The organism is Desulfuromonas sp., from assembly GCA_002869615.1.
Classification (GTDB): domain Bacteria; phylum Desulfobacterota; class Desulfuromonadia; order Desulfuromonadales; family UBA2294; genus BM707.
Genome location: PKUH01000004.1, coordinates 93,392 through 112,175 on the forward strand (window position 1 = coordinate 93,392; position 18,784 = coordinate 112,175).

Sequence of the window (18,784 nt, forward strand, 5' to 3'; positions counted from 1 at the left end):
GATGTCGGTTCGCGAGATCAAAATCGGTGACCTGGTTATCGGTGGAAACCGTCCCCTGACACTTATTGCCGGGCCTTGTGCCATTGAAAATGAAGAAGCGACTTTGGCCACCGCCGAGGCATTGAAGGCGATCTGCACCGAACTCGGTGCCGGCCTGATTTTTAAGGCTTCCTACGATAAAGCCAACCGGACATCTGTCGACTCGTTTCGCGGCCCCGGCCTGGCCGAAGGTTTGAAAATTCTCGCCCGGGTCAGGAAAGAATATTCCCTGCCGGTGCTGTCCGATGTCCACGATATCTCCCAGCTCGCACCGGCGGCCGAGGTCCTCGATATTATCCAGATTCCGGCCTTTCTCTGCCGGCAGACCGATTTGCTGGTTGCTGCAGGAAACTCCGGCTGTGTCATTAATGTCAAGAAGGGACAGTTCATGGCCCCGGGGGACATGAAAAATGTCGTTGCCAAGATTGAATCGACCGGCAACCGAAATATCATCCTGACCGAGCGTGGGGCCAGTTTCGGCTACAATAATCTGGTAACCGACATGCGGTCGCTGGTCATCATGCGGGAGTTGGGTTGTCCGGTTGTCTTTGATGCGACCCATTCGGTCCAGCTGCCCGGCGGAGCCGGAACCGCATCGGCCGGGCAGAGGCAGTTTGTCGGTGACCTTTCCCGCGCTGCTGCTGCGGTCGGTATCGACGGTCTCTTCTGGGAAGTTCATCCCGATCCCGAGCAGGCTCTTTGTGACGGTCCGAATTCACTCTATCTCAAAGATGTCCGGCGGATGCTTGAACAGATGCTGGCCATAGATCGCCTGGTCAAGGAAAACTGATGTCAGATATAATTGAAAAGGCACAAAATGTTCTGAAGGCAGAAGCCGAAGCGGTTCTCGCCCTGGTCGATCGGATTGACGACCAGTTTGTGCGGGCGGTTGAAATGATTTTCGATTGTGCCGGCCGGGTCGTTATTACCGGAATGGGCAAATCGGGCCTGATCTGTCAGAAGATTGCGTCGACCATGGCGTCAACCGGGACCCCTGCTTTTTTTCTCCATCCGGCTGAAGGGGTTCATGGCGATCTCGGAATGCTGATGAAGGGGGATGTCGTGATTGCCGTTTCGAATTCCGGTGAAACCGATGAAATCACCCGTATCCTGCCGGTGATCAAACGGATGGGTCTGCCACTGATCGCGATGAGTGGTAACCCTGAGAGCACCCTGGCGCGGGCCGGGGATGCTTCGCTCGATATTTCTGTTGTCGAGGAAGCCTGCCCGCTCAACCTTGCTCCGACTTCAAGCACGACGGCGACTTTGGCGATGGGCGATGCTCTTGCCGTTGCCCTCCTGGTCAAGCGTGGCTTCAAAGAGGAAGAATTTGCCCTCTATCACCCGGGTGGCGCCCTCGGACGGAAACTGCTGACCCGGGTAGATGATCTGATGCACACCGGTGAGGCCATGCCGACGGTCGATCAAGGGGTGAGTCTGAAAGAGGCGCTGTTTGAGATTACCAGTAAAAAACTCGGAATCACCGGGATTGTTAATGGCTCCCGGGAATTGGTCGGCGTTTTTACTGACGGCGATCTGCGCCGGGTTATAGAAAAGGACAGCAAAAGCCTCGAACTGCCGATTGAAGAGATTATGTCGCCTAATCCGAAGCGGATCCTGCGGACCAATCTTGCAGCCAAGGCATTGCAGCAGATGGATAAATATTCAATCACTTCACTGTTTGTTTTTGAAACCGAAGAAGAGTCGGTTCCGGTCGGAATTATCCATCTGCACGATCTACTCAAGGCGGGAGTTGTCTGATGCAGGAACGGCTGAACAAGATCGAATTGCTTTTGCTCGATGTCGACGGAGTCCTCACCGACGGGCGGATCATATACGGTAACGACGGTCAGGAAACAAAAGCTTTTGATGTCAAGGACGGGCATGGCCTCAAGCTGGTGCAACGGACCGGTATCAAGGTCGGAATCATTACCGGCCGCCAGTCAAAGATCGTTGCGGCAAGAGCCGAAGAGCTCGGGATAGAGATTGTCTATCAGGGATGTCGTGACAAGTTGGAACCCTATGAGGAAATTCTCGCGCAGACCGGTCTGTCCGATGAACATGTTGCTTATGTCGGCGACGATGTCGTTGATCTGCCGGTTTTGACCCGGGTCGGTTTTTCGGCCACCGTTGCCGATGCCGTCGAAGATGTCAAAGGATATGTTGATTACGTTTCCGAGCGTTCCGGTGGCCGCGGCGCTGTTCGCGAAATATGTGATCTAATCCTTAAGCAGTCGGGGCGTTGGGATTCAGTTGCCGGGCGCTACTTCCCCTAACGCGCCAGCTCCATTCAATTCTCATGCCAAATCACGTCTATTCGTCTTTACACGCATTTTTCAGAATGATATACTGAGCTGAAATTATGGCTGACTGGTTTTCCGCACGGGTTTTTCTGGCAGGTTTTATTCTGCTTCTGGCGATGCTTTTGACGGCACTGGTTGTCGGCAACCTGCGCCAGAGACAGCCTGACGTCGTTGCCGATTTTGTGCGGCCGAATGCCGATCTGGCGATGCAGAAAGTCAACTATACCGAAACCCGCGACGGACAGCGAAAATGGTCTGTTCAGGCTGATTCGGCAACCCATGACCGCGAACAGAACATGACTCGTATCCATAACGTCAGGATTGTCGTGTTCGGTCGCGAACAGGGTGATATTCTGGCTACTGCAGAAAGCGGGAGTTTCGATTCTGATAAAAGAACTGTTGTCTTGAGTGGTCAGGTTGTTGTCGAAAATATCGATGGTTTTTCGATCTTCACCGAGGATCTTTTTTTTGATGGTGCGACGCGGGTTTTGAAAAGTTCCGAATCTGTTTATGCCAAATCGGCCGAACTGGAGTTAACGGCGGTGGGGTTGCGATATGACATTGACCAGGGCAATCTCAAACTGTTGGATTCGGTCAAAGCGGAGTTTAAGGGAGCGATGAGATTGCCATGAAAAAGCTCCTGCTGTTGATGCCCATGCTTTTATTGATTTTGGCGGGATCTGTTGGCGCCAGTGACCAGCAAAAGGCAGCCGAAGACCTGATCAGGGTTTCGGCCGACCGGATGGAAGCGGATGAGAAGAATCGGACGGTCATGTTTTATGGCCAGGTCGTTGCGCAACAATCGGGCATGGCCATTTACTCCGAGAAAATGACCCTCGCTTATCGGCCCGGTGAAGCCAGAGAGATTGAAAAGATAGAGATCGATGGTGGTTTGCGGATAGTTCAGGGCGACCGGGTGGCGACTGCTGATCACGGTATTTATAAATTTACAGACGGCCTGATTGTGCTTTATGGCAGCGCCGAGGTTCATCAGTCCGGCAACAGTATAGTCGGCGACGAAATCATTTACTATCTTAACGAGGCCCGTAGTGTCGTTAAGAGTCGGCCTGATTCAAGAGTAAATGCCGTATTCAGTCCCGGGGGGAAACCGTAATGGCGCACCAACTGTTAGCCCGGGGACTTTGTAAAAGTTATCGTGGCCGCAAGGTTGTAAACGGGGTTGACCTCGATGTTGATTCAGGTAAGGTTGTGGGGCTTCTTGGCCCGAACGGTGCCGGCAAGACGACATCTTTTTACATGGTCGTCGGGCTGGTTCAGCCGGATGAAGGCCAGGTATTTCTGGATGATCTCGCTTTGACCGGCCTTCCGATGTGCGAACGGGCCCGTTCCGGGATCTCCTATCTGCCACAGGAAGCATCGGTCTTTCGCAAACTGACAGTTGCCGAGAATCTGCTCGCCATCCTCGAAACTCTCGGTCTGTCGCAATCAGCCTGTAATGAACGCAAGGATGAGTTGCTGGAACAGTTCAGGCTGACACATGTTGCGGAAACATATGGCTTTGCTCTTTCGGGGGGGGAACGCCGGCGGATCGAGATTGCGCGGGCGCTGGTTCTGTCCCCGAAGTTTATTCTGCTGGATGAACCTTTTGCCGGGATTGATCCGATCGCGGTGATTGATATCCAGAATATTATACTGCAATTGAAAGAGCAGGGAATCGGTGTTCTGATATCGGATCATAATGTTCGTGAAACGCTGGGGGTTTGTGATTCGGCTTATATTCTGAACGAAGGCGAAATCCTCGAATATGGTGAGCCCGATGTGATAGCGGCCAGCCCGCAGGCGAAAGAAATTTATCTCGGTGAGAGGTTTCAGCTCTGGTAATTTCAAGAACACTTTTGATGAGGCTTGACGAATGGCTTTAGAGCTACGGCAACAACTGAAATTGAGCCAACAGCTGGTGATGACACCCCAGCTGCAGCAAGCTATTAAGCTCCTCCAGCTGTCACGGATGGAACTGATTGATCTGGTTCAGCAGGAACTGGAAGAGAATCCGGTTCTTGAGGAGGGAGCTGATGTCGAAGCAGGCGACGCTCCCGAGATAGAAGAGGGTGAACCCGAAGCTCCTTCCGAAAACCAGGTCGAGGAAGTCAAGGCGGATGATGAAGGACTGAACGATATTGACTGGCAGACCTATCTCGAGGGTTATAACCTCGGAGGAACGGTCGCCAGCTCCTATGAAGAGGATGAAGATCGTCCATCTTTCGAAAATCTGCTGACCCGTAAAGAGACGCTGGTTGATCATTTGATGTGGCAACTGAAGTTGACCAGACTGAGTGAGCAGGAAACCAGAATTGCCACCGAGATTATCGGCAATATCGATAATGACGGTTTCCTCAAGACTTCAATTGACGAATTGTCCCAGGTTACGGGATTTGCCTCCGAACTGGTCGAACAGACATTGAAGGCGGTTCAGGAATTTGACCCGGCCGGTGTCGCCGCCCGAAACCTTCAGGAGTGCTTGCTGATACAGGTGCGACAGCTCGGAATGGCTGGCTCGCTTGTCGAAAATGTGCTCGAAAACCACATCTCCGAACTTGAATCGAGAAAGTATCAGGTTATTGCCAAGACACTCGGAGTCCCCCTCGACGAGGTTCTGGCAACCGCCAAAATTATCGCGAGTTTGGACCCGCGGCCAGGATCGCAATATGGCCAGGAAGATGTTCAGTACATCACGCCCGATATCTTTGTCTACAAGATCGGCGGAGAGTATGTTGTTGTTCTGAATGACGAGGGCTTGCCGAACCTCAGAATCAATTCCTTCTATCGCAGTGCACTCTCCGGCGCCTCGGAAATTGATGAGAAGGCCGGTGAGTATATACAGGAAAAGATGCGTGGCGCCGTTTGGCTGATCAAGAGTATTCATCAGAGACAGCGAACGATTTACAAGGTCACCAAAAGTATTATAAAGTTCCAGCGCGAGTTCTTTGACAAAGGGATCGAATACCTTAAACCTCTGGTCTTGCGCGACGTGGCGACCGATATCGACATGCATGAATCGACGATAAGCCGGGTGACGACCAATAAATATATGCAGACACCCGGTGGTCTGTTTGAATTGAAATACTTTTTTAACAGTGGTATCAGTACGACAGGTGGTGATTCGGTTGCCTCGGAAAGCGTCAAGACGAGGATCAAGGAGATTATCGCCGGTGAAAATCCGAAGAAACCGTATTCGGATCAGAAAATTGTCGTGCTGTTGCGAGAGAATGGAATTGATATTGCCCGGCGGACGGTAACCAAGTACAGGGAAATGCTTGGTGTCGGTTCGTCTACCGAGAGAAAAAGACTGTTTTAGGTGTCGGGGCGTTGACGGTTTTGTGTTATAATTGTAAACACTTATCCCACTGCGCTTGCGGAGCGTAAGCGCCCAATCCAGCAGGAGGTTTGATTCTATGCAAATTGCCGTATCTTTTCGTCACATGGAAGTCAGTCAACCGATCAGGGACTATGCTGAAGAGAAAGTTTCCAGGGTCACAAAGTATATTGATGAGCCGATCGACGCTCAGGTTGTGCTTTCGGTAGCCAAGAAGATCAGGCATAAAGCGGTGGTGACATTAAACGCCAAAGGAATTACGATCAAGGGGTCTGAAGAGACCGGAGACATGTACGCTACGATTGATGCTGTTGTCGACAAGATTGAACGTCAGCTTAAGCGGTATCGGGAAAAAATCAAGGACCACAAGCCGCACGCCGGCCGTGAAAGAAAGATCAGTAAATCGGTTCTGGCGGCTGACAGCATTGATGAGTTCAACCCCGATCCGGAAATAATTCAGACTGATAATTACCAAATCAAACCAATGGCAGTTGAAGAAGCAGTCATGCAGATGAATTTGATGCATCGCGATTTCCTCGTTTTCACCGATGCCTCATCGGAAGAAGTAAATGTTGTTTATAAGCGCAAGGACGGAAACTACGGACTGATCGTTCCGCACGCTTGAATTCAGATGTAGCGGTGGCAGGGGGTGTGAATCCCCTGCCACCGTTTTTGGTCTTGTACTGATGGAAAAGGATTAACCGCAATAATGAAAATCACAGAATTGGTAACCCCGGCGGCCATTACCACCGACATGAAGGCGACCGACAAGAATTCGGCACTGGTTGAACTGACCGATGCAATTGTTGCCCTTGCAGATGGTCTTGATCGTGAGGAAGTGCTTAAAGTCCTCAAAGAACGAGAGCGCCTTGGAAGTACCGGCATCGGCGATGGTGTTGCAATTCCGCATGGCAAGCTGAAAAATATCGACAATCTGCTTTTGGCTTTTGGTTGTAGCAAGACCGGGGTTGACTTTGATTCAATGGACGGCAAACCGGCACATCTTTTTTTCCTTCTTCTTGCTCCCGAAGAGTCGGTTGGTGTTCACCTGAAGACTCTCGCCCGCATTTCAAAACTCCTCAAAAATTCGGGAGTTCGTAATTCCCTGTTGGCAGCAAATGATGCTGATGAACTGTTCAGGATTATAGCTGCTGAAGAAGAAAGACTCTGATCCCGACGAGGTGAAATGGCCGGTTTAAGTATCAAGGACCTTCTTTCCGAGAAAGAAGCCGGACTCAATCTGGATCTGCTTGCAGGTGAATCCGGTCTTGAAAACCTGATCAAGGTTCCCCGGATTCAGAAGCCGGGCCTGGCGCTTGCCGGTTATACGACCAGCCTTCATCCCGATCGTGTCCAGATCCTCGGAGCTACCGAACTTACCTACCTTGACTCTCTATCCAAAGATGAGGCGCGGAACAATATTCGTGAGCTTTGTGCTCTGCCTATTTGCTGCCTGATTATTACCAAGAATCAAAAACCGCCCGACTCATTGATCAAAGAGGCGGAGCAGCAGGGTCTCCCGCTACTCCGGACCCATCACCAGAGTTCCAATTTCATATCCCTTGTGACCCGTCTGCTTGAAGAGAGGTTGTTGCCTGCAACCACTGTGCATGGTGTTCTTGTCGATGTTCTCGGCGTCGGAGTGTTGCTGACCGGCAAGAGTGGTATCGGTAAAAGCGAATGTGCCCTCGATCTTATTCTTCGCGGCCACCGTCTGGTCGCCGATGATGTTGTCAAGGTTCGGATGAAATTACCGGCTGTTCTATTTGGTGAAGGGAGTGACCTTCTCCATTATCATATGGAAATTCGCGGTCTTGGGATTATTAATATCAAACACCTTTTCGGTGTTGCGGCTATTCGCGAGCGGAAAAAGATCGATCTGGTTATTGAGTTGGTCGATTGGGATGCAACCGAGGATTATGATCGGCTCGGGCTTGAAGATTTGCAATACAAGATTCTCGGCCTCGATATCCCGATGCAGAAAATACCGGTTCGCCCCGGGCGTAATATCACTTCGATTGTCGAAGTTGCCGCCCGTAATCAGTTGCTCAAGGAAATGGGTTATCACAGTGCTGTTGAGTTTCAGGATCGCCTTGAAAAGCGAATGGCCGAAATCGCGCATCTGCATGCACATGAGATCATCGGAGACAATCTCGAATGATACCCGGCCGCCTTGTGATCATTTCCGGCTTGTCAGGATCCGGTAAAAGTACTGCGGCCAGAGCCCTCGAAGATGAGGGTTTTTTTGTCGTTGATAACCTGCCTGTCGTCCTGTTACCTCAATTTCTGAAGACATTCGAGGGGAGCGCCGTCGAAACCGATGAGGTCGCGGTAGTCCTTGATGTCAGAAACCGTGAGTTTTTGTCCGAATGCGATAAGATCCTCGATGAAGTGGAGGCCTTTGGCGTAGAACCGGAAATCCTCTTTCTTGACGCCGATGAAATTGATATCCTTAAAAGGTTTTCTGAAACACGCCGCCGCCACCCGCTCGCTCTTGACATGGGTGTCAGCGATGGGGTTCGCCTCGAACGGGAACTGCTTGCCCGGTTGCGCAACCGGGCAACGGTGACTATCGATTCGTCCCAATTGACGCCACATCAGCTCAGAGCGCGTGTCGTCGGTGTTATTGCCGGACTCGAGGATAAAAGCAGATTGACCGTCCGGGTCCAGTCTTTCGGATTCCGATACGGTTTGCCGCCGGAATCTGATATTGTTATCGATGTCCGGTTTTTGCCCAACCCTCATTTTGATCCTGGCCTCCAGGCATTAACCGGTCGGGATGGGAAAGTCAGTCGATACGTTCTCGAGAAAAAGGAATGTCGAGAGCTGATGGTCCAATTGCAGCAGCTTTTTGGGTTCCTCATCCCACGTTATCGGGATGAAGGTAAAAATTATCTCACAATTTCTCTCGGCTGTACCGGTGGGAAACATCGAAGTGTTGCTGTTGCTGAAGAGTTGGCCCGCACCTTGCCGGCGCAAGGACTTTATGTCAAAGTGGAACATCGCGATGTCGATAACGAGGAGTATGTAAAATGAAAGGCCTGGTGATCGCAACCCATGCAAATCTCGGTGATGAACTGCTCCGCGCATGCGAGCTGATTATCGGACCGGTTCGTTGCGCACGGGCAATCTCGGTTCAGCGGGAAGACGGGGTTGAGCAGGTACGGCAATTCTTTATCGAAGCAATAACTGAAGTCGGAGGCGATGGGGACGGAGTCGTTATCATGACTGATATGATAGGCGGTACACCGGCAAACCTCGGCGCATCCTTTATCGAAGAAGGCAAGATCGAATTGTTGACAGGTGTCAATTTGCCGATGGTCCTGAAATTTTTTAATAGCAGTGATGATCTGTCACTCTACGAGTTGGCCGATATGCTGCGGGCCTATGGACAGAGGGCCGTAAGCTGTATCAGTGACCTGTTGAGAAAGTGACCTAAACAATGAATCTCGTATTGACGCGTATCGATAATCGTCTGATCCATGGCCAGGTTCTGGAGGCCTGGATTCCGACGATCAAGGCTAATTGCATTGTTGTCGCCAACAACAAGATCGCGAACAGTGCAATGCAGAAACTGTTAATGGAAGCATCCGTTCCGAAAGGGATACGGGTCATTATCGTAAGTCTTGATAAACTTGGTGAAGTTCTTGACTCCGAAGAATTGACAAATGCCAGAATCCTTCTTCTTTTTGCTACTTCGGGAGACGCTCTGATGGCTAATCGTCAGGGTGTTCAATACAAAAAACTGAACCTCGGAAACATGCATGCCGGTGCCGGCAAGGTGAAATGCTCCTGCACCATCGCTCTTGATGAAGACGATGTCGAGAATCTTATGAATCTCGAGAGAGCCGGCATCAAAATCTCTTCACAATGCGTTCCTTCCGACAAGGAAGTCAGCTGGCATAAAATGTTGAAAATCACCAGGAATTAGCATGACATTATTCGATTACATCACCGTCAGCCTGGTTGCGGTTATATGTGGCCTTGATCGTATGGCGGTTTGTCAGGTCATGATTTCTCGTCCGATTGTTGCCGGTCCATTGACCGGTTTCGTTCTCGGCGCGCCTCTGATTGGTCTTGAAGTCGGATTGTTGGTCGAGTTGCTCTGGCTGGGTCGCCTGCCGGTCGGGGCGTCGATACCACCTGATGATACACAGATTGCAACCGGGGCAACTTTTCTGGCCATATCAGCAGCCGGAATCTGGAATTATCCGCAACCGGTGACGATAGCCATCTGTCTCCTTGTTGCCATCCCTCTCGGCAAGTCGGGCCAACTTTTTGATCACATGACACGGCGGGCCAATGACAACCTCGGTAAAAAAGTTGATCGTTTTTTACAGGCGGGTGAACTCGGAACGGTCGAGCGGAGCCATCTTGTCGGACTCGGCCATTTTGCCATCTCCTCGCTCAGCACGTTTCTTGTCGTTGCCGGGATCGGTTCCCTTATCTGCTATGCAATTTTTCCGCTGCTTGCAAGGTATCTGGTTCCGGCGGGAGAGTGGCTGTTGCTGGTCTTTCCGCTGATTGGTGCGGCGATGATTCTCCGGTCGATCAACATCAATCGGTCCGTTACCTTATTCAGCGCTTCTTTTACCAGTTCTTTACTGATTTTGTGGCTGCTATAGGACGTCAAGGATGAAGTTGCCGGTTACTCTACTGATCAGAACACTCTGGCGCTCACTGCTGCTTCAGGCAAGCTGGAACTATGAGCGTATGCAGAACATGGGAGTTTTGTATGCACTCAGTCCGGCACTCAGGTTTTTATACAAGGACGAGGATCTTGAAGAGGCATATCAAAGGCATCTGACTTATTTCAATACCCATCCGTACATGTCGGCTCCGGTTCTGGGCGCGACCCTGGCCCAGGAAGAGAGTCGGGCCGATGGGCAGGAGATGTCCTTCAGCGTTGAAGATTTCAAAAGCATGATCATGGCCCCCTATGCCGCTATTGGTGACGCCCTTTTCTGGGGCGGGGTACGGCCATTGGCTGCCTGTACGGCTCTTTTCTTTGCCGGGAAGGGGTCGCTGCTCGCTCCGTTCGTTTTTCTGACCTTGTTTAACCTGCCTCATCTGATGATGCGCTCATGGGGTTTTGCCAGGGGGTACGTTCGGGGTGTCAGTGTTGTCGAAATCATTCAGCGGCGGCGGTTGCCGGATGTTGCCATTCGGTTCAAGGAGGGGGCGGTTATCCTTCTTGGCGGCCTGATTGCTTTTCTCACGACTGAGACATGTCGATTGAGTGAAATCGAAGCCGGTTGGGGACTTTTTGCCCTGCCGGTTGTGTTGTCAGTGGTTTGGTTGGCCCGGAAAGGGCTTTCGACGTTATTTCTCGTTTTTGTTTCGGTCCTGCTGGTTATTACGGTGTTCCAGGTTATTACATGAAAATTTCGAAAACAATGAAAATTGTAAACCGCCTCGGTCTGCATGCCCGGGCTGCCGCCCAGTTGGTTAAAACGGCCAACCTGTTCACATCAGAAATCCTGATCGAAAAGGACGAGGAGACGGTAAACGCCAAAAGTATTATGGGAATCCTGATGCTGGCTGCGGTATGTGGCTCGGAAATCACTGTCAATGTTGATGGCGACGATGCCGAATCGGCAATGCAAGCGGTTGGGGAATTGGTTGAAAATGGTTTCGGCGAAGATTGATATCCCGCAAGATACTTTCCTGGTCGGTATCGGTTCTTCTCCCGGTATCGCTATCGGCGAATCGTTTCTGTTGCATCGCAACCGGACGACGGTCGTACCGCGCCAGATTACTCCGGAAGAGGTTCCCGGTGAGGTCGCTTCTTTCAGGCGGGCCCTGAAGATGTCGCAGGTTCAACTCCGTGAAGTAAAGGACGGGGTGAGTGATCAACGACTGGTTGACCATCTTTATATTATCGATACCCATCTGATGATTCTCGATGACGAGATGCTGGTCAAGGATACGATTTCACTGATTGAAAAGGAACTATTGAACGCCGAGGCGGCACTGCAGAAGACGGTTCGCAAGTTCAGGGATGTCTTTTCCAGTCTCGAGGACGAATACCTGCGCGATCGACAAAGTGACATTGACTCGGTCGGTGATCGCATCCTCTGTAACCTGACCGGAGAGACGCGCCAGTCTCTCACCGATATCGATCAGAAAGTGGTTGTGATTGCGCATGATCTGTCTCCGGCTGATACGCTTCAGATCGACCGCAAGAAGATTATCGGTTTTGTCACTGATGTCGGTGGTCGCACCTCCCATACATCGATTCTCGCGCGCTCCCTTGGAGTCCCGGCGGTCGTAGGTCTGGAAACGGCAACAGCACTTGTCCCTGGCGGAATTCCGGTGATCATGGATGGCACCAATGGGACCCTGATCCTCAATCCGTCGGAGATGACCTTCCGGGAATATCTCAGGAAAAAGCAAGATTACGAATACCAGGAACAGGAACTTCTTTCCTATAAAGAACTTCCGGCGATCACAAGGGACGGGTTCCGGGTCTCCCTGCAGAGCAATATTGAGCTGCCGATGGAAATTTCACAGGCATTGAGCCAGGGCACCGAAGGTGTCGGATTAATGCGGAGTGAATTTCTTTTCATGGGGCGGCCGACCCCTCCGGATGAAGAAGAACAGTACCATGCCTACCTTGAAGTAGTTGAAAGGATGACCCCTCATCCGGTAACGATCCGCACGCTCGACGTTGGCGGCGACAAGTTTGTACCGGAAATCAACCTGAATGATGAAATGAATCCGGCGATGGGCCTGCGCGGTATCCGTTTTTCGCTGAATGAGAAACAGATGCTCAATGTCCAGTTGCGGGCGATATTGCGGGCCTCGGCACAGGGTCCGGTGCGTATCATGTTTCCGATGCTCACCGGCGTTGCCGAGTTGCGTCAGTGCCTTGAATATCTGAATGCCATAAAAAATGAATTGCGCACGGCCGGTATCAAATTTGATGAAAAAATACCAGTCGGGATCATGATTGAAACGCCAGCGGCTGCCCTGATTGCCGACCATCTGGCCAGCGAAGTCGATTTTTTCTCCATCGGCACCAATGACTTGATCCAGTATTGCCTGGCGGTTGATCGGGCGAATGAGCATGTCGCGTATCTGTATGAACCTCTTCACCCGGCAGTTCTCAAGGCGCTTGCATTGATCTGTCAGGCTGCAGAAAAAAACAATATTCCGGTCAGTATGTGTGGTGAGATGGCCGGTGATCCGCTCTATACCCTGATCCTGCTCGGTCTCGGCATCAACGAGCTTTCGATGAACCCGTCAGGGCTTCCACGAGTGAAAAGAATCCTGCGCCAGGTTGACCGGTCTGCCGGACAGAAAGTGATTGACGAAATTTTCGGCCTGACGACAGCCCAGGAAGTCATTCAGTGCCTGGAAAAACGGATGGCCGACCTTTTCCCGGACCTGTTCGGTGAGCCTTCTTTCTAATGCTGACTTGACTTTGGTTTATCATCTGATTAGAATACGACGCTTTTTAAATCTTAAACGGGGAGGATTTATCCCATGCCAATGACAGACTTTCTTTTTACATCAGAATCGGTGAGTGAAGGCCATCCTGACAAGGTCTCCGACCAGATTTCCGATGCAATTCTCGATGCTATCCTTACCCAGGACCCTAAATCACGTGTCGCGTGTGAAACCCTGGTAACAACCGGAATGGCGATGATTGCTGGTGAGATCACAACCGAAGCACGGGTTGATTACGCCGATGTTGTCCGCGAAACGATCAAGGAAATCGGCTACAGTGATGCCGCAATGGGTTTCGATTGGGAGACCTGTGCCGTGCTGGTCTCGCTCGATCGTCAATCCCCCGATATTTCGCAAGGCGTTACTGAAGGCGAGGGGATGTTCAAGGAGCAGGGCGCCGGTGACCAGGGCATCATGTTCGGCTACGCCTGCAATGAAACACCGGAATTGATGCCGATGCCGATCACCTTTGCCCATAAGCTGACCAAGCGCATGGCCGATATTCGCAAGGCCGGCCAGGTTTCCTTTTTGCGTCCCGACAGTAAGTCGCAGGTATCAATTGAATATATCGACGACAAGCCGGTTCGTGTTGATTCGGTTGTTGTTTCGACTCAGCACACACCGGATGTTACCTACGAAACGCTCAAGGAAGCGATCATGCAAGAGGTCATCAAGAAAGAGATTCCGAATGAACTGCTTGATGAAAAAACCAAGTATTACATCAATCCGACGGGGCGATTCGTCATCGGTGGCCCGCAGGGTGACTGTGGTCTGACCGGGCGCAAGATTATTGTTGATACCTACGGCGGCCAGGGCTCACATGGTGGCGGCGCTTTCTCCGGCAAGGACCCGTCAAAGGTTGACCGCAGCGCTTCCTATATGGCCCGCTATGTTGCCAAGAACGTCGTAGCGGCCGGCCTGGCTGAGAAATGTGAAGTTCAGCTCGCCTATGCCATCGGTGTTTCCGATCCGGTCTCGGTTCTGGTCAATGCTTTCGGTACCGGAGTGATCCCGTCCAATGAAATATCCAGGATTGTTCGGGAAGAGTTTGATCTGCGGCCGCGGGCAATTATCGAATCCCTCGACCTGTTGCGCCCGATTTTTCGTGAAACAGCAGCTTATGGCCATTTCGGCCGTGAACTGCCGAATTTCACCTGGGAGAAGACCGATCGGGTTGATTCATTGAAGAAACGTGCCGGCATCTGATTCTTCCGGTTAAGGTGTTTTATCAGCCGGACCTGGTTGCAGGTCCGGCTTTTTTGTGTTCTTGTCACTGTCCGGATCTTCACTTATGATGGCGGCATGAAGCTTTCAGTGATTGTCCCCGTACTCAATGAGATTGATCAATTGCCCGCTTTTTTACGGATGCTGGCAGGGCAGCAGGGTCTCGAGTTTGAGCTGATCATTGTCGACGGTGGTTCCAGCGATGGCAGCACTTCGTTTGTTTCTGAAAGCTCTGCAGAATACCCCGGCCCGCTTTGCCTTGTAGAATCAGCGCCCGGTCGCGGCCGTCAGCTTAACACCGGCGCCGCACGGGCCGCCTCAGATCTGTTGCTGTTTCTCCATATCGACACTGTTTTCAATGATGCCCTGACCCTGGCGCGGGCGGTGGATGAGTATCGGACGGTTATCGATAATAGCCCTGACCGGTGCGTTGCAGCGCATTTCCGGCTGCAATTTCAGCGCGCAAATCAAGAGTCAGCGTTCGGCTATTATTTCTGGGAAGCGAAAGCCAGGCTCGATCGACCGGAATGTACGCATGGCGATCAGGGTTTTCTGATGACCCGCGAGTTGTTTGATAAAGTCGGCCCGTTTGACGTTGATGTTCCCATTGCCGAAGATACCAGGCTGGCTGAACGTGTCCGGGCTCTCGGCGCATGGCACCTCCTTTCCTCTTCGCTCTGCACCTCGGCCCGCCGTTTCGAGAATGAAGGTCTTCAGCAACGCCAGACTCTGAATGCCCTCATTATGAATTTCGCCGCAATCGGCTGGAATGATTTTTTTTCACAGGCCCGCGATGTTTATCGGCAGCAGTCCGAAACCGGGGGGCTCGACCTTGTTCCGTTTTTTGCTCTGATTGATCGGTTGAATCGACAGTCTTCGTTGTTGCAGAGGTTGACACGATGGTACCGGACCGGCATTTATGTCCGGCCCAATGCCTGGCAGCTGGCTTTCCTGAAAGATATCAAACGCAACTTCAAAGATGCGGTTCCGGTCGATGACATCACGCTGCCGGCTCTTGAGTTTCATGATCGGTGGTTTGAACTGCTGACCGATAATTTATTCGGCCGCCTGGTCGCAATGGGCGGTACCTGGATTTGGTATCGACTGACGGTCTGGCGCTATCGAACCGGCAAACTCCATCCATGATTCTAATTCTCTGTTATAATTTGACTAACGAACAGGAGATGCCATATGCGACGTAATATATTCATTATACTTGTTGCCTCGCTTTTTCTTTTCGGTTGTGGCAGCGGTGGCTACAGAAATCAGGAGATACCTTTTCGCCCACCTGCGGCCTACACGACCATGAAAGTGGTTGCCGGAGCGCAGATTGCGGCACAGGCATATGTTACGGTATCTGAAGCGCGGCAATTATTCGGATTTGATATACGCAAGGCCGGCCTTTTACCGGTTCAGGTGGTTATTGACAATGCCGGAGAGGATGCACTCGAAATTCGTCCAGAGCAATCTTTTCTGGTCGACCAGGAGGGCAACTACTGGAACCTCCTCGACAACAGGACTGCCTATCGTCGCGTTACCGAGAGTACCGAGTTTGCCAACGTGACTGGTGAATCAGGTAAAAATGCCTTCTGGGGTGCTCTCGGCGGTGCTGTTGTCGGTGGTGCCATTGCCATAGTTGGCGGCGAAAATGTCGGGAAGGGGGCCGGCAAGGGCGCTGCCATCGGGGGTGCTCTCGGGTCAGTGACCGGTGGTGCCGAGGCGCTTCAATCATCGGAGGCCGAGTATCAGATTTCGCGCGATCTCGGATCCAAGGCATTGGAAAATCATCCGGTTCGTCCCGGCGAACTGGCCCGCGGCTTTCTCTTTTTTCCCGGAGAGGCCCTTTCTGCCGGCCAGTTAAGGCTTCAGATTGAAGCGATTCGGACCGGAAAACTCTATACCGTTCTCCTTGATCTCTGACTGCCTGGTCTCTTTTGAATAGTATTTTACGGTTGACTCAACCTTCCCCGGTTTGATATATCAAGAAAAGTTGATTAATTAAATCTACTGGATATGATATGTTGAACGTCATCAAGGCTCTGGCCGATCCGACGCGGCTCCGGCTGATCGGAATACTGGAGCATGGAGAATTTACGGTACAGGACCTGGTTGCGATACTCGAGATGGGGCAATCACGTGTCTCCCGGCATCTCAGGATCCTGGTTGAAGCCGGAATCTGTACAGTTGAAAAACAGGGAACCTGGAGTTATTTCAAGATCGACGGGAAGGCTGATTTTTTCGCTGCTATTAAAGCTGAGCTAATACCGCGGCTCAGCGGAATCGATGGCTATCACCGGGATCAGATCGGACTGAGCCGGGTCCTGGATGAACGGCGCCGTAAAAGCAGGCAGTTTTTTGATCAGCACGCCCGGCAATGGGACCGGATGGTGAGTGAACTGATCCCGGTCGAGCATTACGCCGATCATATTCTGCGCGAACTTGACCCCGGACATCTGGTCGTTGATGTTGGCGTTGGCACCGGCCGTCTGTTGAATGATCTGTCGAATTCGGCACGATATGTTGTCGGAATCGACCAATCATCGGCAATGCTTGATGAAGCGCGTGCCCGGGTGAATGCCGGACAACTCGACAACGTTGAACTCAGGCTTGGGGAATTGACTCACTTGCCGGTAGCGGACGGCTACGCCGACTGCGTCATCCTCAACATGGTCTTACATCATGCCGCCAATCCCCAGGATTCCCTGAATGAACTGTGCCGGGTCCTGAAGCCGGGAGGAAAGCTGATTGTCGCTGACCTGATCCGACATGATATGGAATGGTTTCAGGTGCAGATGGCTGATCAATGGATGGGTTTTGAAAGAAGGGAAATGGATCGCTGGCTCGATGCCGCCGGGTTCCGGGCCGGTCCGTATGTGCAAATAAAGATTGATGACAGCAAGCCGTCGGTTTTTGTGCTGACTGCTGAGAAAATCGAAATCTGACAACAGACAGAACTTAAGGAGAAGAAAACATGGATTACAAGGTGAAGGATATCGCCCTGGCCGACTGGGGCCGCAAGGAAATCGGGATGGCCGAGGTCGAAATGCCCGGTCTGATGGCCCTGCGCGAAGAATATGGGCAAAAAAAACCTCTGGCCGGCGCCCGGATAACCGGTTCGTTACACATGACGATCCAGACGGCGGTACTGATCGAAACCCTGATTGCCCTCGGCGCTGAAGTGCGCTGGGCTTCATGTAATATTTTTTCGACCCAGGACCATGCCGCAGCCGCTATCGCCGAGGCCGGTGTTCCGGTTTTTGCATGGATGGGTGAATCCCTCGAAGAATACTGGTGGTGTACCGAGCAGGCCCTGACATGGCCGGACGGTCAGTTGCCGAACATGATCCTTGATGATGGCGGTGACGCGACCATGATGGTTCTCGAAGGAGCCAAGTGGGAAAAGGATGGGGTTCCGGAATTAAAGGATGATGATCCTGAAGACTGGGTCGAACTGGTCAAGTGCCTGCGGAGTTCAATTGCCGAAAAGCGTAACGACTGGACCGCTATGCGCGACACAATCAAGGGAGTGACCGAAGAGACCACGACCGGGGTCCATCGCCTGTACCAGCTCGAAAAAGCAGGAACATTGCCGTTCCCGGCCATGAACGTCAACGATTCGGTCACCAAGAGCAAGTTCGATAATGTCTACGGCTGCCGCCACAGTCTGGTCGACGGAATCATGCGCGCGACCGACGTCATGCTGTCCGGCAAGGTTGCAGTGGTTTGCGGCTACGGTGACGTCGGCAAGGGGAGTGCCCAGTCGCTGCGCGGTCAGGGCGCCCGGGTCATCATTACCGAGATCGACCCGATTTGTGCCCTGCAGGCATTGATGGAGGGCTACGAGATCCGGACGCTCGAGGATGTTGTTGAAACTGCGGACATTTTTGTCACCACCACCGGTAACTACAATGTCATCCGGGTTGAGCACATGGAGAAGATGAAGCACAATGCCATCGTTGGCAATATCGGGCATTTCGACAATGAAATCGAGATGGCTGCCCTGGCCAGGGTTCCCGGGATCAAGAAGATCAATATCAAGAACCCGCAGGAACATGGCAACCAGGTTGATCAATGGGTGTTCCCGGACGGCAAGGCGATCATCATACTGGCAGAGGGCCGCTTGCTTAATCTCGGTTGCGCGACCGGCCATCCGTCGTTTGTCATGTCGAACAGTTTTACCAACCAGGTGATCGCCCAGATCGAGCTGTTCGGAAGTTCGGATGAGTACGATAACCAGGTCTATGTCCTACCGAAACACCTTGATGAAAAAGTTGCCCGGCTGCATCTTGAAAAACTTGGAGCCAAATTGACGGTATTGAGCCAGAAGCAGGCCGACTATATCAACGTGCCGATTGAAGGCCCGTATAAATCGGATCATTATCGATATTGAGAAGCTGTTTCCGTTGCAAGTCAAAAGCCCCGTCTGTATCAG

The 18,784-nt window shown here is 51.9% G+C and carries 22 protein-coding genes; all 22 read left to right on the top strand.

All coding sequences use genetic code 11. From position 1 onward, the window contains the following. The first annotated feature begins 1 nt into the window (after position 1). The 22 genes from C0623_01080 (at position 2) to C0623_01185 (ending at position 18,742) form a co-directional block, all read left to right on the top strand. Complete coding sequence (locus tag C0623_01080) at positions 2 to 829, top strand: 3-deoxy-8-phosphooctulonate synthase (GenBank protein PLY03640.1); 828 nt, start codon at positions 2 to 4, stop codon at positions 827 to 829. Further along, positions 829 to 1,800, top strand: a complete 972-nt coding sequence (locus tag C0623_01085) for a D-arabinose 5-phosphate isomerase (GenBank protein PLY03641.1) — start codon at positions 829 to 831, stop codon at positions 1,798 to 1,800. Before C0623_01080 ends, C0623_01085 begins: the two co-directional genes overlap by 1 nt. Next, complete coding sequence (locus C0623_01090) at positions 1,800 to 2,315, top strand: phenylphosphate carboxylase subunit delta (protein PLY03642.1); 516 nt, start codon at positions 1,800 to 1,802, stop codon at positions 2,313 to 2,315. Before C0623_01085 ends, C0623_01090 begins: the two co-directional genes overlap by 1 nt. 86 nt (positions 2,316 to 2,401) lie before the next feature. After that, positions 2,402 to 2,974 (top strand): LPS export ABC transporter periplasmic protein LptC, encoded by a 573-nt coding sequence (gene lptC, locus C0623_01095; GenBank protein ID PLY03643.1) that lies wholly within the window; start codon positions 2,402 to 2,404, stop codon positions 2,972 to 2,974. Further along, positions 2,971 to 3,456, top strand: coding sequence for a lipopolysaccharide transport periplasmic protein LptA (gene lptA / locus C0623_01100; GenBank protein ID PLY03644.1), 486 nt, complete (start codon positions 2,971 to 2,973; stop codon positions 3,454 to 3,456). Before lptC ends, lptA begins: the two co-directional genes overlap by 4 nt. Beyond that, positions 3,456 to 4,184: an LPS export ABC transporter ATP-binding protein gene (lptB, locus tag C0623_01105; GenBank protein PLY03645.1), complete on the top strand. Its 729-nt coding sequence runs from the start codon at positions 3,456 to 3,458 to the stop codon at positions 4,182 to 4,184. The genes lptA and lptB overlap by 1 nt, the downstream gene beginning before the upstream one ends. Before the next feature lie 31 nt (positions 4,185 to 4,215). Beyond that, entirely contained in the window at positions 4,216 to 5,658 is a 1,443-nt protein-coding gene (rpoN, locus tag C0623_01110; GenBank protein ID PLY03646.1) for an RNA polymerase sigma-54 factor, read from the top strand. Positions 5,659 to 5,755: 97 nt separating this feature from the next. After that, the gene (raiA, locus tag C0623_01115) at positions 5,756 to 6,301 is read left to right on the top strand and encodes a ribosomal subunit interface protein (protein ID PLY03647.1); all 546 of its coding nucleotides are present in this window, start codon (positions 5,756 to 5,758) and stop codon (positions 6,299 to 6,301) included. 84 nt (positions 6,302 to 6,385) lie between these two features. Continuing rightward, positions 6,386 to 6,847: a PTS fructose transporter subunit IIA gene (locus C0623_01120; GenBank protein PLY03648.1), complete on the top strand. Its 462-nt coding sequence runs from the start codon at positions 6,386 to 6,388 to the stop codon at positions 6,845 to 6,847. A 15-nt stretch (positions 6,848 to 6,862) separates the two neighbouring features. Continuing rightward, a complete protein-coding gene (gene hprK / locus C0623_01125; protein ID PLY03649.1) occupies positions 6,863 to 7,837 on the top strand; it encodes an HPr(Ser) kinase/phosphatase in 975 nt (324 codons plus the stop codon). Beyond that, a complete protein-coding gene (locus tag C0623_01130; protein ID PLY03650.1) occupies positions 7,834 to 8,712 on the top strand; it encodes an RNase adapter RapZ in 879 nt (292 codons plus the stop codon). Before hprK ends, C0623_01130 begins: the two co-directional genes overlap by 4 nt. Then, positions 8,709 to 9,110 (top strand): hypothetical protein, encoded by a 402-nt coding sequence (locus C0623_01135; GenBank protein PLY03651.1) that lies wholly within the window; start codon positions 8,709 to 8,711, stop codon positions 9,108 to 9,110. The genes C0623_01130 and C0623_01135 overlap by 4 nt, the downstream gene beginning before the upstream one ends. Before the next feature lie 8 nt (positions 9,111 to 9,118). Then, positions 9,119 to 9,607, top strand: a complete 489-nt coding sequence (locus tag C0623_01140) for a hypothetical protein (protein ID PLY03652.1) — start codon at positions 9,119 to 9,121, stop codon at positions 9,605 to 9,607. A 1-nt stretch (position 9,608) separates the two neighbouring features. Then, entirely contained in the window at positions 9,609 to 10,301 is a 693-nt protein-coding gene (locus tag C0623_01145) for a hypothetical protein (protein ID PLY03653.1), read from the top strand. A 10-nt stretch (positions 10,302 to 10,311) separates the two neighbouring features. After that, the gene (locus C0623_01150; protein PLY03654.1) at positions 10,312 to 11,058 is read left to right on the top strand and encodes a PTS mannose transporter subunit IID; all 747 of its coding nucleotides are present in this window, start codon (positions 10,312 to 10,314) and stop codon (positions 11,056 to 11,058) included. Then, on the top strand, positions 11,055 to 11,324 hold the full coding sequence (locus C0623_01155; GenBank protein ID PLY03655.1) for an HPr family phosphocarrier protein: 270 nt from the start codon (positions 11,055 to 11,057) through the stop codon (positions 11,322 to 11,324). The genes C0623_01150 and C0623_01155 overlap by 4 nt, the downstream gene beginning before the upstream one ends. Beyond that, positions 11,305 to 13,089 carry a phosphoenolpyruvate--protein phosphotransferase gene (ptsP, locus tag C0623_01160; protein PLY03656.1) on the top strand — a complete coding sequence of 595 codons (1,785 nt, stop codon included), beginning with the start codon at positions 11,305 to 11,307 and terminating at the stop codon, positions 13,087 to 13,089. Before C0623_01155 ends, ptsP begins: the two co-directional genes overlap by 20 nt. Before the next feature lie 75 nt (positions 13,090 to 13,164). Next, positions 13,165 to 14,334: a methionine adenosyltransferase gene (locus tag C0623_01165; GenBank protein ID PLY03657.1), complete on the top strand. Its 1,170-nt coding sequence runs from the start codon at positions 13,165 to 13,167 to the stop codon at positions 14,332 to 14,334. Between the two features lie 36 nt (positions 14,335 to 14,370). Further along, positions 14,371 to 15,498 carry a glycosyl transferase gene (locus C0623_01170; protein PLY03658.1) on the top strand — a complete coding sequence of 376 codons (1,128 nt, stop codon included), beginning with the start codon at positions 14,371 to 14,373 and terminating at the stop codon, positions 15,496 to 15,498. Positions 15,499 to 15,555: 57 nt separating this feature from the next. Then, complete coding sequence (locus tag C0623_01175) at positions 15,556 to 16,272, top strand: hypothetical protein (protein PLY03688.1); 717 nt, start codon at positions 15,556 to 15,558, stop codon at positions 16,270 to 16,272. A gap of 98 nt (positions 16,273 to 16,370) precedes the next feature. Next, on the top strand, positions 16,371 to 17,294 hold the full coding sequence (locus C0623_01180) for an ArsR family transcriptional regulator (GenBank protein ID PLY03659.1): 924 nt from the start codon (positions 16,371 to 16,373) through the stop codon (positions 17,292 to 17,294). A 29-nt stretch (positions 17,295 to 17,323) separates the two neighbouring features. Then, positions 17,324 to 18,742 (top strand): adenosylhomocysteinase, encoded by a 1,419-nt coding sequence (locus C0623_01185; protein PLY03660.1) that lies wholly within the window; start codon positions 17,324 to 17,326, stop codon positions 18,740 to 18,742. Positions 18,743 to 18,784: the final 42 nt, after the last annotated feature.